The 15,033-nt window shown below is 73.6% G+C and carries 7 protein-coding genes and 2 pseudogenes; 1 reads left to right on the top strand and 8 read right to left on the bottom strand.

All coding sequences use genetic code 11. From position 1 onward, the window contains the following. From P1P75_RS31600 to P1P75_RS31635, 8 genes and pseudogenes are all read right to left on the bottom strand, one after another. Positions 1–838: pseudogene (locus P1P75_RS31600) on the bottom strand (hypothetical protein); the annotation flags it as partial. A gap of 2 nt (positions 839–840) precedes the next feature. Then, positions 841–3,057, bottom strand: a complete 2,217-nt coding sequence (locus tag P1P75_RS31605; RefSeq protein ID WP_319262026.1) for a CDP-glycerol glycerophosphotransferase family protein — start codon at positions 3,055–3,057, stop codon at positions 841–843. A gap of 8 nt (positions 3,058–3,065) precedes the next feature. Beyond that, positions 3,066–5,258 (bottom strand): CDP-glycerol glycerophosphotransferase family protein, encoded by a 2,193-nt coding sequence (locus P1P75_RS31610; protein WP_319262029.1) that lies wholly within the window; start codon positions 5,256–5,258, stop codon positions 3,066–3,068. A gap of 41 nt (positions 5,259–5,299) precedes the next feature. Continuing rightward, positions 5,300–5,726: pseudogene (locus tag P1P75_RS31615) on the bottom strand (CDP-glycerol glycerophosphotransferase family protein); the annotation flags it as partial. A 245-nt stretch (positions 5,727–5,971) separates the two neighbouring features. Next, entirely contained in the window at positions 5,972–6,871 is a 900-nt protein-coding gene (locus tag P1P75_RS31620; RefSeq protein WP_319262032.1) for a carbohydrate ABC transporter permease, read from the bottom strand. An 88-nt stretch (positions 6,872–6,959) separates the two neighbouring features. Further along, positions 6,960–8,243 (bottom strand): sugar ABC transporter permease, encoded by a 1,284-nt coding sequence (locus P1P75_RS31625; RefSeq protein ID WP_319262035.1) that lies wholly within the window; start codon positions 8,241–8,243, stop codon positions 6,960–6,962. A 70-nt stretch (positions 8,244–8,313) separates the two neighbouring features. After that, a complete protein-coding gene (locus P1P75_RS31630; RefSeq protein ID WP_319262038.1) occupies positions 8,314–9,693 on the bottom strand; it encodes an ABC transporter substrate-binding protein in 1,380 nt (459 codons plus the stop codon). A 369-nt stretch (positions 9,694–10,062) separates the two neighbouring features. Then, entirely contained in the window at positions 10,063–13,407 is a 3,345-nt protein-coding gene (locus tag P1P75_RS31635) for an FHA domain-containing protein (RefSeq protein WP_319262043.1), read from the bottom strand. Between the two features lie 380 nt (positions 13,408–13,787). On the opposite strand from P1P75_RS31635, the gene P1P75_RS31640 reads away from it, so the two are divergent. Next, positions 13,788–15,033: serine/threonine-protein kinase (locus tag P1P75_RS31640; protein WP_319262041.1), on the top strand; the 1,246-nt coding region annotated here is incomplete at its 3' end.

Here is a 15,033-nt window from a genome sequence, read left to right on the forward strand (position 1 = left end):
GCGGCGGGGCCGCCCCCGCCACGGTCACCGCCACCACCGCGCGCCCCGCGGGCCGGCCCCGCCGCCGACGCCGTACGACGATCAGCGCGCCCGCGGCGGCCAGGGCGAGCCCGAGGAACAGGGCCTGCGAGTGCTTGACCGTGAACAGGGCGGCCAGCGCGCCGCCCACCAGCCAGGTCCCGGCCCGCACCCGTCCGTCCAGGGCCAGCGCACAGCCCCACACCGCCGTCAGGGTCAGTGCCAGCAGCAGGCCCTCGGTCATCGGGCGCATGGCGGTCGTCCCGCACGGCAGGATGTAGTACAGGACCTGCCCGGTCACACAGACCCCGGCCGGTGCGCGCAGGGTGCGCAGGATCAGGAAGACCAGCACACCGCCCGCCGCCGCCACCGCGACACCCGCCGCCCACATGCCCCAGGTCACGCCGAACAGGGTCAGGAACGGCACCAGGAACACCGGATAGCCGGGCCGCGCCTCGAAGATCCGCATGAAGCGCTCCGGCATGAACGGCACCGTGTGCCCGCCGGTCTGCCCCGCCGCCAGCCGCGCCCCGACGCCCCGCCACTCCCGCTCCCGGCACGCGGCGAGGACCTCCGCGGTCGGGTCGGCGCGGTGGAACCGCACCACGTCGGCGTTCTGCCGGCGGGCCGCGACCGACGCCTCCCCCTCGCACGCCCAGTCGATCGTCGCGACCGCCGCCTCGTGCTTGCCGTCCCCGCGCAGACTCAGCGCGTACGACAGGTAGTTCTTGCTGTCGGGGGTGGACCGGCCGGTGACGTTCGCGAGCTGGAGCAGCGCGTACACCACGGCCAGGACGAGCACCCAGGCCCGCGGGCGCAGGCTCACCTGGACGCCAGCACGTCGCCCGGGACGGCCGGAGCGGGCACCCGGACCGTGGCGGGGCCGGTCATCTCCTCGCCCAGCAGCAGCGTCCGGACGACCCGCTCGGCGGCCAGCCCGTCGTCGAACACGCCGAACCGCTTTCGGAAGCCGGCCCGCAGCCGCGCCGACTCCGCGTCGCGCCAGCTCCCGGAGGCCATCAGCGCGGCCAGTTCCCGGTAGTCGCGCGAGACATGGCCGGGCGGCTGGGCGGTGATGTCGAAGTAGGTGCCCCGGCTCGCCGTGTACGCGGCCCAGTCGTCGGCGTGCACCACGACCGGCCGGTCCAGGAGGACGTAGTCGAACATCAGGGCCGAGTAGTCGGTGACCAGGACGTCGGAGGCGAGCATCACGTCCTCGACGTCCGGGGCGTCGCTCGCGTCCACCACGATCCCGCGCCGGTGCAGGTCGGACAGGCCCATCCCGCGCGCGTGCCCGGTCGCAAGGGACGGGTGCAGCCGCACCACCAGGGTGTGGCCCTCGCCGAGGTCGGCGGCGAACCGGGCCAGGTCGATCCGGTCGGCGTGGCCGCCGCGGACGTACTCCCGGCGGGTCGGCGCGTACAGCACGACCGTGTGACCGGCGGGAAGGCCGAGGCGGGCGCGGGCGCGCGCGGCGGCCTGTGCGTCGGCGGTCACCAGCACGTCGTTGCGCGGGCTGCCGGTGCGCGCCGAGGTGAAGTGGCAGGGGTAGGCGCGCTCCCAGACCAGCTCGGAGTGCGGGTTGGCGACCAGGCTGTGGTCCCAGCGGTCCGCGCGGCGCAGCATCTGCGGCACGTCCACACCGTGCCGGGCGCCGGGCCGCTCCAGCAGGTCGGCCGCCATGAGCTTCAGCGGGGTGCCCTGGTGGGTGTGGATGTGGACGCTGCCGGGGCGTTTGGCGAGCGTGCCCGGCCAGTTGACGTTGTTGACGAAGAATCCGGCCCGCGCGGTCACCCGGCGGTACGCGGGGGAGTCCAGCAGTACGTGCTCGACCCCAGCGGGGAGCCGGTCCGCCGTCTCCTGGTCCCGTACCACCCACACGCCGCGCAGCTGCGGGGCGATCTCCCGCGCCTTGCGGTACACGGCCCCCGGGTCGCCGAGGACACCCCGGTGCGAGAACGCCGAGTACACCACCAGCCGCGGGTCCAGCGGGCGCCGGGCCTGCACGGCGCTCACGCCCCGGCGGGCGCGCGCCGCGGCCGCCCCACGCGCCCGCGCCGTACGCCGGGCGAGTTCCCGCCCGGCCCGCGCGCCCTGCCGCCAGGCCACGTAACCGGCGTACGGCCCCCGCAGCACGCGCAGTTCGGCGGGCACCGGCTCGCCCGCCGGACGGTGGCGGGCGAAGAGTTCTGCCGTACGGCGGAAGAACTCGCCCCGGTCGGACGGGGGCAGCCGGTCCGGCTTGGCGAGGATGTCCAGGCAGTGTTCGCCCATCTTGCGGTGCAGGTAGGGCCGCCAGCCCGCCAGTTCGGGGCGGGAGCCGACGAAGGCGAAGACCCGCTCGTACTGCTCGTGGATGTCGAAGTGCTTGCGGCTGGTGGTGGACAGGATGTTGCCCTGGCGGCGCTGGCGGTAGTTCAGACAGATCCGGTCCAGCGTGGCGATGCGTCGCGCGCTGAGCATGACCGGGAAGGTCCAGGGCGTGTCCTCGTAGTAACCGGGCGGGAAACGGAAACCGTTCTCCTCGACGAAGTCCCGCCGGTACACCTTGTTCCACACGACCATCAGCAGATCGAGGATCTCCGGGTGCTCGGCGGCCGTGAACGCGGCGTCGCCGCAGTCCGCGAGGACGTGCGCGAGAGCGTTGCGGCGGGTGCCGCCCCACCAGTAGGTGCGGGCGTAGTCGAAGACGAGGACGTCCGGGTCGGCGGCCTCGTCGAGGCGGTCGGCCATGGCGCTCAGGGCGCCCGGGGTGAGGGTGTCGTCGCTGTCCAGGAAGAACAGGTAGTCGCCGCTCGCGTGCGGCAGGCCCGCGTTGCGGGCGCGGCCGAGGCCGGCGTTCTCCGGCAGGTGCAGGACCCGCACCCGGTCGTCGCGGGCCGCGTACTCGTCGAGGATCGCGCCGCAGCCGTCGGGCGAGCGGTCGTCGACGGCGATCACCTCGACGTCCCGGTACGACTGCTCCAGGACCGAGTCGAGACACTCGCGCAGGAAGCCCTGCACCTTGAAGCAGGGGATGATGATGCTGAAGCGGGGCACTGCGGTGGTCAGCTCCTTACGAGGGGGGAAGCGGCGGGGGCAGGGACGCGCTCGGCGAGCGGCCGCACGGGCGGGATCGTCTCCGCGGGCTCGCCGAGCAGCACCCGCCGTACGACGCGCTCGGCGGCCCGGCCGTCGTCGAACTGGCAGAAACGGGCCCGGAAGATGTTTCTGAGAGACCGTGAGGCGGCCGAGGCGTACGAGCCGTCGGCGAAGACGCGGGCCAGTTCACCGGGTGTCCGGGTGACCGGTCCCGGCGGGGTCGCCATCAGGTCGAAGTACACGCCCCGCGTCTCGGTGTAGACGTCCCAGTCGTCGGCGTACACGACGATCGGGCGGTCCAGGTTGGCGTAGTCGAACATGATCGACGAGTAGTCGGTGACCAGTGCGTCGGCGGCCAGGCACACATCCTCGGAGGAGCGGTGCGCGGTCACGTCGATGATCCGGCCGGAGCCCCGGCGTACGCCCCGGTCGTAGAAGTAGTGCGCCCGCAGCAGCACGACGACGTCGTCACCGGCCGCCTCGCAGAACGCCTCCAGGTCCAGGCCCGCGTCGAAGCCGGTGCGGTGGTCGCGGTGGGTCGGCGCGTACAGCACGGCCGTCCTCCCCTCCGGGACTCCCAGCTCGCGCCGGACACGGGCGACGTCCTCGGCGGTCGCCGTGCAGAAGACGTCGTTGCGCGGATAGCCGTACTCCAGCTGTTCGTAGGAGCCGGGGAAGGCGCGCTCCCACATCTGGGTGGAGTGGGTGTTGGAGGACAGGTTGTAGTCCCAGCGGTCGACGCGGCCCAGCAGCTTGGTGAAGCTGCCGGTGGCGGCCGCCACCACCGGGTACGTCGACTGGTCGACGCCCATCTTCTTCAGCGGGGTGCCGTGCTGGGTCTGTACGTGCACGCTGCCCTCGCGCTTGACGACGCCCTCCGCGAAGTTGGCGTTGTTGACGAGGTACTTGGCGCGCGCGAGCACCTGCCAGGCCCGGCGGCTGCCGATCACGGCGTGGTCGATGCCCGGCGGCATCGCGTGCGCCTGGTCGGGCTCGACCAGGAACACCGAGCGGATGTGCGGGGCGAGTTCGGCGGCCTTGGCGTGGATGGCGGCGGGACTGCACGCGTAACCCCGGCCCCAGTACGCGCAGTACACCGCGAGGTGGGGGTCGATACGGCGGCGCAGTTGCAGCCGGTAGTACAGGCGGGTGCGCATGCCGCGGGCGCGCGGGATCCGCTCGGCGGCGGCCGACAGCTTCCGGTTGGCTCCCCGCAGCGCGCGGAACGCGGTGTACGCCCCCGCGGCCAGCAGCCGGTGCTGCACCCCCAGGCTCCCGCCCGGCCTGCGGAACCCGGCCGGCCGGTGGCGCCGGTACAGCGCCGCCGCCCGGCGGAAGAACGGGCGGCGGGCGGAGGCGGGCAGCCGGGCCGGGTGCGCGGCCGTCTTCAGCACGGCGGCGAAGAGCTGGCCGAACAGGTCACCGGCGAAGCCGCGTCCGGCCGCCCCGGTCAGCACCAGATCGGTCATTTCCAGCAGGTCGGCGTGGTGCTCGCCCGGCAGGTTGAGCCGGCTGCCCTGGCGCCGCAGCAGATGCCGTACGACGACCGAGCGCAGGACCGCGACCCGTTCGGCGTGCACGGTGACCAGACCGCCGAAGCCGATGTCCGTGAAGTGCCCGGTGGGGAAGGTGAGTTCGTGCGCGGTGAGGAAGCCGTGCCGGTAGGCCGCGCTCCACACGGGCAGCTGCACGCCGGTGATCTCGGGGGCCTCGGCGGGCGCGAAGGCCCCCTTGGGCGCCTTCGCGAGCAGCGGGGCCGCGGGGTTGGCCGGCTCGCCCTCCCACCACGGGGTCCGCTCGTGCTCGGCGTACAGGACGTCGACCTCGCCCGTCTCGGCCAGCCGGGTCTCCAGGGCGGTCAGCGCGCCCGGCGCGAGGGTGTCGTCACCGTCGAGGAACAGCAGATACGTGCCGGTCGCCGCCCGCATCCCGCTGTCGCGCGCCCCCGCGAGCCCCGCCGACGGAGGCGAGAACACCGGGGTCACCCGGCTGTCCCGCTCGGCGTACCCGGCGGCGAGAGCCCCGGCCGGGGCGTCGGGCGCGTCGCAGACCGGGATCAGCTCGAAGTCGCCGAAGGACTGGCCGAGGACGGAGTCCAGCGCCAGGGACAGCCGGCCTGCGACCCCATGGGAGGGAACGATGATGCTGAAGCGGGGCATTCTGCTCTCTCTGTGTCTGGCTCGGTCGGGTTCCGGCGGGTTCACGCGCGGTTCCGGCAGGCGGTGACGCGGGCTCCCTGGCGGCTGGTGACGCGGGGGTCCGAAGGCTGCGGCACGGTGGCCGGTGCGGGGCGCGGAGGCGTCGCCGCCGCCGACGGCATCGGACGGCGCTCCGCGCGCGGCACGACGGGCGGCACCTGCGTCTCGTCCAGCACGGCCCGCCGTACGACGCGCTCGGCGGCGCGTCCGTCGTCGTAGGGGCACAACCGCTCGCGGAACGCGGCGCGCAGCTGGCCGGACGGGAGCCGTGCCAGTGGTCGGTGGCCGGTGGCCGGTGGTGAAGATGTCGACCAGTTCGTCCTCGCTGCGGGCGACCGCGCCCGGCGGGAAGGCGCGCACGTCGAAAGAGGTGCCGCGGGCCGCCTCGTGGACTGCCCGGTCCTCGGCGTGGACGACGATCGGGCGGTCCGGGCCGGCGCAGGACTGGGACAGCACGGATCCGAGGCACTCGCGCAGGTACGCCTGAACCTTGTGCGCGGGGACGATGACACTGAACCTGGGCAAGGCACATCCATGGGTCGGCGCGGACGACAGGGCCTGGTCCGGGCAACGGCCGATGGAGTGACTTGGTTACGTTCGTCTACGGCATCCGGGGGACACCGGGTGAACGGCGGGGGGCGGGCCGATGGCACCCACCCCCCTTGCCGTACCGCCTACTTGACCGCGCCGGCCATGACGCCGGACACGAACTGCCGCTGGAACGCGAAGAACACGGCCAGCGGGACCACCATCGAGATGAACGCGCCGGGTGCCAGCACGTCGATGTTGTTGCCGAACTGCCGTACCTGGGTCTGCAGGGCGACCGTGATCGGCTGGCTGTCGGCGTTGGTGAACACCAGTGCCACCAGCATGTCGTTCCACACCCACAGGAACTGGAAGATGCCGAGGCTCGCGATCGCCGGGCCGCCCAGCGGCATCACCACCCGGGTGAACAGGCGCAGCTCACCGGCGCCGTCCAGCCGGGCCGCCTCCAGCAGCTCGCGCGGGATCTCCGCGAAGAAGTTCCGCAGCAGGAACACCGCGAAGGGCAGACCGAAGCCGACATGGAAGAGGATCACCCCCAGGACGGACCCGAACAGGCCGACCTTGCCGAACAGTTCGGCGATCGGGATCAGCGCCACCTGTACGGGCACCACCAGCAGGCCCACCACGGCCAGGAACCACCAGTCCCGGCCCGGGAACTCCATCCAGGCGAAGGCGTATCCGGCGAGCGAGCCGATGACGACGACCAGGACCGTCGCCGGGACGGTGATCAGCACCGTGTTGAAGAGGGAGCTGGTGATGTCGCCGTTCTCCAGCAGCTTCTGGTAGCTGTCCACGGTGAGCTGGGACGGCTCCGCGAACACCTTCCACCAGCCGCTCGCGCTCATGTCCTCAGGGGAGCGCAGCGAGGAGATCAGCAGCCCGATCGTCGGCACCAGCCAGAACAGTCCGACCAGGATCAGGAAGACCCGGACGGCACCCCCGCTGATCTTCTCGACGATCCGCCCGCCCAGCGAACGCTCGGCCTTCACCGACTCGACGGGAGCCTTCGTCGACAGCTGCCCGCTCATCGCCCGACCTCCCGCCGCAGCCGGCGTACGTTGCTGCGCTCACCCGGGGGACGACCCCCGGGCCCCCAGCAGATCGACAGCTGCCCGCTCATCGCCTGACCTCCCGCCGCAGTCTGCGCACGTTGAACCACATCACCGGGATCACCAGCAGCAGCAGGAACACCGCGATGGCGCTGGCGATGCCCGGCTGGTCCTCGGAGAAGCCCTTGCGGTACAGCTCCAGGGCCAGCACGTTCGCGTCGTCCTGGGAGGAGCCGGGGGCGATGATGAAGACCAGGTCGAACACCTTCAGCACGTTGATCATCAGGGTGACGGTGACCACCGCGAGGACCGGCGCGAGCAGCGGCACGGTGACCCTGCGGAACACCTGCCACTCGTTCGCCCCGTCCACCCGGGCCGCCTCCAGGAGTTCCCGCGGCACGCTCGCGAGCCCGGCCGCGATCAGCACCATCGCGAACCCCGCCCACATCCAGATGTACGACCCGATGATGGCCGGTGTGACCAGCGAGGGGCCGAGCCAGTCCAGGCCGTTGTACGCCTCCTTGAAATTGCTCGCGGGCAGCCGCAACTGCGCCCCGTCGGCCGCTTCGGGCAGGCTGAAGGTGCCGTCACCGGCGGCGGTCGTCGAGGCCACGACCTTGCCGTCCTTGACCGCCTCGATCCGCATCCCCGCATAGCCCAGCTCGGACGGGTCGGGGGCGCCGAGCGTGCCGACGCCCTTGCCGCGGGTGAAGTCCTGCCAGGTCGTGCCGGTGACCCTGCCCGGCTCGGACGGGGCAGGCGCGGCCTTCTGCGCGCTGTCGGGCATCTGGTCCGGGGGCACGCCGACCAGCGGGAGGGAGACCGGATCGCCCGCCCGGACCGGCTCCCTGGTGAGGAAGGCGCCGCCCTGCGCGGACTCCAGCGGCGACTGCCGGCCCGGGTGGGCCTTGGGGAACGCCGAGGACTGCGCGAACGAGTCGTGCACCCCGACCCACACCGCGTTGGCGACGCCCTTGTCCGGGTCCTGGTCGTAGACCAGGCGGAAGATGATGCCGGCGGCGAGCATCGAGATCGCCATCGGCATGAAGACGACCAGTTTGAACGCCGTGCCCCAGCGGATCCGTTCGGTCAGCACCGCGAAGATCAGACCGAGCGCGGTCGCCACGGTCGGCGCGAACACCACCCACAGGACGTTGTTCTGCAGCGCCGTGCGGATGCCGTCGTCGGTGAAGAGGGCCTTGTAGTTGTCGATTCCGGCGAATCCGTCGCCGGACTGGTCGTAGAAACTGCGCACGACCGAGTACCCGATCGGGTAGACCACGAGCGCGCCCAGCAGCACCAGGGCGGGCAGCAGGAACAGTGCCGCCACGGTCCTGCGGGTGCCGGTCACGCTTTTGCGGACACGAGGAGGGGCGGGGGCTCCGGGAGCCCCCGCCGCACCGGCCGATGCCATGACCGGCTCAGTTCCCGTACGCCGCTGCCGCGTCCGACTCCAGCTTCGCCTGGATGCCGGCCACGTCCGTCGGGTTCTTCAGGAAGTCCTGGAGGTCCTTCCACTCGCCCTTGCCGGGCGTGCCGCCGAAGGCCTGCGGGGCCTGGTCCGACATGTCGAAGCGGAAGTCGTCGCCCGCCGCGACCAGCGCCTCGGCGATCCTGCGCTGCACGTCGTTCGGATACGCCGCCGGGTCGACGTTCTTGTTCGGCGAGAGATAGCCGCCCAGCTTCGCCTGGATCTCCGCGGCGTCCGGCGAGGCCAGGAAGGTCGCCAGCGCCTGCGCGCCCTGCGAGTCCTTCAGGATGACCGCCGCGTCACCGCCGGAGACCACCGGCGCGGTGTCGCCGACCTTCGGGAACGGGAACACCTTCGCGTCCGTGCCCACCTTCGCGTCCGTCTGCGCGATGTTGACCTGCACGAAGTCGCCCTCGTAGACCATCGCGGCCTTGGGCTGGTCACCGCCGGTGAAGGTCTGGGTGACGGCGTTCGGGAACTGCGTCTGCAGGGCGCCGTCGGCGCCGCCCGCCACGTAGTCCTTCTTGCCCCAGATCTGCGCGAGCGTGGTCAGCGCCTCCTTCACGGAGGGGTCCGTCCACTTGATCTCGTGCCTGGCCAGCTGGTCGTACTTCTCCGGGCCGGCCTGGGAGAGGTACACGTTCTCGAACCAGTCGGTCAGCGGCCAGCCGTCCGCGCCCGGGATGGAGAAGGGGGTGACGCCGGAGTCGTAGACCGTCTGGGCCGTCGACAGCAGTTCGTCCCACGTCTTGGGCTCGCTCGCGCCCGCGTTCTCGAAGACCTTGGCGTTGTACCAGATCAGCGACTTGTTGGCCGCCTTGTAGTAGACGCCGTACTGCTCCGAGCCGACCTTGCCGATGTCCTGCCAGCCCTGCGAGTAGTTCTTCTGCAGTTCCTTGAGGGCCTCGGGGCCCAGCGGCTTGGCCCACTTCTTGTCCACGGCCTGCTTGATGGCGCCCGGCTGCGGCAGCATCGCCACGTCCGGGGGCTGACCGCCCGCGATCTTCGACCCGAGGAAGTTGATGATCGGGTCCTGCGCCGGTACGAAGGTGACCTTCGCGCCGGTGCGTTTCTCGAACTCGGCCAACACCTGCTTGAAGTTGGCCTGTTCCGGGCCCGTCCAGACGGCCGCGACCTCCAGCGTCGTGCCGTTCAGTTTCGGGAGGGTCAGGGCGTCGCCGGACGCCTTCGTGCCGGTGGGCTCGTTTCCGCCGCTCTTGTCGTCGTCGCTGCCGCACGCGGTGAGCGAGAGCGCGAGGGCTCCCGCGAGTACCGTGGCGGCCGCCTTCACGGTCCTGCGTGTCCGGATGGTGTTGCTCGTGCTGCGCATCACTGCCCCGTTCTTCGTTCCTCGTCGAACGATCGAGCGCTGTCCCGTGGCACTGGTCTACGCCGGGTGCGCAGGGTCGGCAAGTGCGCATGCGGTGTCGACCGGGGGATCGTGACCGCGTCGTAACGCCCTCCTCAAACCCCGCACGGGCTCGGGCCTGTCCGACAATTCCCGTCGTCGCCCGGAGGGCGGCCGCGCGGCGTCAGGTGCGTGCTCTCGAAGCGCCGGGCGTAGACCCTCGTACTGGACGTACTGGGGTCTGCGCCCGGTGCGGCGAGTGGGGGCACCTCCCACGCCCTCAAGGCAGTGGGGGAGGGTGCATGGCGTCGCGCGGCAGACGGGAACTGTCAGACAGGCCCAGGCCCGCGCTCAGAGCAGGGAAGGCACCTCCGCCGCCGAGACCTCGCGGGCCGCCCGCTCCAGGGCGCTGGCCAGGAGGGCGAGGTCGGTGGGGCCGTTGCCCAGTTCACGGACGGGTCTGCGGGTCGGCGGATCGCCCATGCGCTGCCACTCCAGGGGGACCACCGTGGGGCGCAGGGTCGCGGTGCGCGGGATACGGCCCGTCACCCGACCGCCCTGGAACGGGGTGAGCCGGCCGTCCGCGCCCCGGAGCCGGCCGCGGCCGGGAGCCGGTTCGTCCGCGCCCGCGCCGGGTGCTTCCAGGGCGACCCGCAGAGTGGCCTGCCGCGAGGGCTCCGAATCCGCCGTACGGCCGCCCGGACCGGTCGCGGCCACCAGGTGCACGCCGAGCCGCTCGCCCTCGCGGGCCACCGCCTCCAGCGCGCGCATCACCGAACCCGCGGCGGGACGGCCGGGCGAACCGAGGGCGGGGGAGACCAGGGCGTCCAGGTCGTCCACCACGACGACCAGGCGGGGCAGCGGAGGGGGCGCCTCCGTCCGCCGGCGGGCCGCCGCGCCGGGGCGCAGCCGCAGCGTCGAACTGGGCGGGGCGTCGAGGTCGGCGGCGCCGCCGCCCCCGCCGACCGGCTGGCGCTGCGGCACGATACGGCCCGACACCGCGCGGTGCGTGTGCCACTCGGCGAAGTCCGACCGCCCGAGCAGCTCGGCCCGCCGCTTCAGCTCGGCGCTCAGCGACTGCGCGAACTCCCGCATCCGGACCGGGTCGTTGGCGGTGAGATGCGTGGTCACATGCGGTACGTCCGTGCAGACCCGCAGGCCTTCGCCGTGACCGGCGCCCGCCTTGCCGACGGTGTCCCGGCCGTCCAGCAGGACGATGCCGAGCCGGTCGGGGCGCTCGGCGGCGGCCAGCGAGGCGACGACCGCCCGCAGCAGCTCCGTACGCCCGCTGCCCGGCGGGCCCTCGATCAGCAGATGCGGGCCCTCGGCGGACAGGTCCACGCCGACGGGGCCGCGCGGGCCGGCGCCCAGTACGGCCGAGACCCGGCCGCCGAGCGCCTCGGTGTCGTCGCCGGCGTCGGCCCAGCGGGCCATCAGGGAGGCTGGGGTCGCGCGCGCCAGGCCCAGCTCGTCGAGGAGACGGGCCGACTGGGGCAGCGGGGCGGACACGCGCGCGGGGCGGTCGCCGCCGGGGGCGGTCTCGGGGCGCAGCGGTGCCAGGGCCCGCGCGAACCGCTCCGCCCAGGCCGCGGAGACCGCGTCGACGGCGCCGACCGTGCCATGCCCCACCGGGCCGGGCCGCTCGGACTCCGACCCGGCCGGGGCGACCCGCAGCAGCCGCAGCGCGGTCGCCACGTCTCCGCTGAGCAGCGCCACGGCCCCGCAATCGCGGAAGGTGGGCGCCGCCGCACAGGCCGCCTCGTACACGTCGGTCACCGGCGCGGCGGGGGAGGCTGCGGGTGTCTCGGCCAGGCAGACGACATGGATCCCGGCCCGCGGACCGGCCGTCGCCAGCCGGGCGGTCGCCTCGCGCAGGTCGGCACCGCCGGGGTCGCCGTCCACGACGAGGACGGTGTACGGGCCCGGGAAGCCGTCCCCGGCGTCCTCCGCCACCGCCCACGACGGGCGATGGGGTGTGCCGCGCGGGGCGGGCACGGGCGCCGGGGCCGCCGCGCCGTCCGTCAGACGGTCCTCCAGGCGGCGCAGCAGTTCGTCGGTGCGGGCGGTGGCCTGGTCGCGGTCGTGGGCGAGGAGGAGGCGGCAGTCCTGCCCGTGCCCCGGCCGCAGCTGCGGCAGCCAGCCCAGCCAGGACCACTCGGCGACCCGCTCCTCCTCGGAACGCGCCCGGTCCGTACTGATCAGGACGATCTCCAGCAGGTCCGGGGAGTGCAGCGCGGCGAGCTGGGCCAGCACGGCGCGGGCCAGCCCGGCCAGCCTCGGGCGCGGTCCGGCCAGGCCCAGGGCGCCGACCTCGCGCAGGCCCGCCGTCACCGGCACCGCCGGCAGCAGCGAACCGTCGGGCGCCGGCCGGTCGGCGGTGCCCAGCCGGACCGTGAGCGTCTCGGGGTGGCCCGGCCGGCGCTCCCACAGGCGTGGGCCCGGACCGAGCGCGGTCAGCAGCAGGGCGGCCGGGTCCGGCCAGGTGTCCGGGGCGGGCGGCACCCCGGCGGGCGGCTCCCACTCGGCCTCGGTCACCTGTTCGTCGTAGGCCTCGGGATCGTCCGTCTCCTGGGGGCCGCCGCGGCCGCCGGCCAGCCGCCGGGCCCAGGCGGACAGGCCGCCGCGCCTGCGCAGGTTCTGGGGGACCTCGGTGCCGCGCAGGGGCGTGCCCTTGCGCGAGGAGCCGCCGCCGTCCTCCGCCACGGTGGGCTGGTGCGGGCCGCGGGCTGCGGACGGGCCGCTGAACGACGGGTCGGTGAAGGGCGGCGGCTCGGTGAACGACGGGTCGGTGAAGGAGCCGAGGCCCGAGCGGCCGCCGTGGGTCGCGCCGTGGCTCTCGATGGGCGGCGCGCTGCCCTGGCCCGGCACCAGGGAGGCCTGCGTGCGCTCGCCGCGGGTGGGCGCGGAGCCGCGCCAGTCGACCGTGCCGTAGGCGTGGCCGGTGGGGGCGGACGGGGTGTCGTCGCCGCTCGCGCGCGCGGGCGGCACGTCGGCGAGGGTGGCGGGTTCGGGCTCCGGGCCCGCCGACGGTACCCGGACGTGTCCCTCCCCGTCGGGTGTCGTGGCCACCCGCGCGGCGGGACCGCCGGGCGGGGCCAGCCGCAGGGCGGACTCGCCGACCCGCAGCAGGGCGCCCGGCGCGAACCGGAGCGGGCGGCTCTGCACGCGTGTGCCGTCGAGGGTGGTGCCGTTGGTGGAGCCGAGGTCGGCGACCGTGACCCGGCCGTCGGCGGAGAGCGTCACCGCGCAGTGCAGGCGGGAGACGTCCGGGTCGTCGAGCGGGACGTCGGCGTCGGCGGAGCGGCCGACGCGGATCTGCCCGCCGTGCAGCAGGTGCACCCCGCCCGCGTCCGGCCCCGCCACCACGTGCAGCCGGGCCGGGGCGTCGTCGACCTCCGGATGCGGCTCGGGGTCGGCCGGGGCGCCCAGACAGAGCACTGCGCCGTCGATCAGAGGGGGTTCACCAAGGGTGCAGCGCTGGGTGTCGAGCCGCTGCACTCCCGCGTACAGCACGGGCTGGGCTCCCCCGGACGGAGCAGTGCCCCCCTCCCCGGAGACCGCCGCGGCCAGAGCGGACGCCACCGCGGCCAGAGCGGTGCCGGCGGGCGCCGTGACCAGCACGTCGCAGCTCGCGGCTCGGCCCCGCGTGTCCCCGGGCGGGCCCTGCGGGTCTACGACGGTCAGCCGGATCTGCATCGCCGTCAGCGGTCCCTTCTGCCCGGGCGCGGACTTTCCCCCACCCCACACGAGCACGTCGGCCAGTACTCCAGGCATCCTCGCACCTGTCACCGACAATGTGTCCGCCACCGAGGAACAAGTGATCTTGATTGGTCGGCTCTGCCCGTAAAAGTGCCTGACCGATGGCTTACGGATGACCACTTGAGATCGGTCACGTCCGCCCTGCGGCAACCAACGGACCGAGGCGAGCGTCTTTCCTTCGAACATGTACGGGGAGGGGCGCGTAACCGTACGTAAGGGCGTACGGAAGGACCATAGGAAGAGGACAGCCCCCTGCCGGGGGCGCAGCACTACAGTGGGTCGGAACAGAGGCAAGCAAGCAGCAGGGAGCGCGTGACGTGCGGCCAGTCGGCAGCAAGTACCTGCTCGAGGAGCCGCTCGGACGCGGCGCCACGGGCACCGTCTGGCGAGCCCGCCAGCGCGAGACCGCGGGCGCCGAGGCGGCCGTGGCCGGCCAGCCCGGCGAAACCGTGGCCATCAAGGTCCTCAAGGAAGAACTCGCGAGCGACCCCGACATCGTGATGCGCTTCCTGCGGGAGCGCTCCGTATTCCTGCGGCTGACCCACCCCAACATCGTCCGGGTCCGCGACCTGGTCGTCGAGGGTGATCTGCTGGCCCTGGTCATGGACCTCGTCGAAGGCCCCGACCTGCACCGCTACCTCCGCGAGAACGGCCCCTTCACGCCCGTCGCCGCCGCCCTGCTCACCGCGCAGATCGCCGACGCCCTCGCCGCGAGCCACGCCGACGGCGTCGTCCACCGTGACCTGAAGCCGGCCAACGTGCTCCTCCTGCAGAACGGCGGGCAGATGCACCCGCTGCTCACCGACTTCGGCATCGCGCGCCTCGCCGATTCCCCGGGCCTCACCCGCACCAGCGAGTTCGTCGGCACGCCCACCTATGTCGCCCCGGAGTCCGCCGAGGGCCGCCCGCAGACCTCCGCCGTCGACATCTACGGCGCCGGCATCCTGCTGTACGAGCTGGTCACCGGCCGCCCGCCGTTCTCCGGCAGCTCGGCCCTGGAGGTACTCCACCAGCACCTGAGCGCCGAACCGCGCCGCCCCTCCACCGTGCCCGAACCGCTGTGGACGGTCATAGAGCGCTGTCTGCGCAAGAACCCCGACGACCGCCCCAGCGCCGAGAACCTCGCGCGCGCCCTGCGGGTCGTCGCCGAGGGCGTCGGTGTGCACGCCAGCTCGATGCAGATCGCCGCCGCCGAGGGCGTCGGCCACCTGCTCGCGCCCGACCCGGCGCCCGCCGCCGTGCCCGGCGGTGCCTACGACCCGAACGCCGCGACCAGCGTCCTGCCGCACACCGCCGGCCCCGGCAACCCGCCCGGCGCCTCCGACGCCACCACCGTCCTGCCGCACACCGGCGGACCGGCGGGCGCGGGCGACCCGACGACCGTCATGCCGCCGGTGCCGCCGCACCAGCCCGGCGGACAGCAGCCCGAGGAACCGCACCCCTGGCAGAACCAGCTGCGCGCGGCCCGCGACCGCAACGAACAGACGCAGGTCCACTACCTCGACCCGAACGAGGACCCGCTGCGCCGCCGCCCCCAGCGGCAGGTCGCCCGCCCCCAGCAGC

It is taken from the genome of Streptomyces sp. ID05-39B, from assembly GCF_033794725.1.
Lineage (GTDB): Bacteria > Actinomycetota > Actinomycetes > Streptomycetales > Streptomycetaceae > Streptomyces > Streptomyces bobili.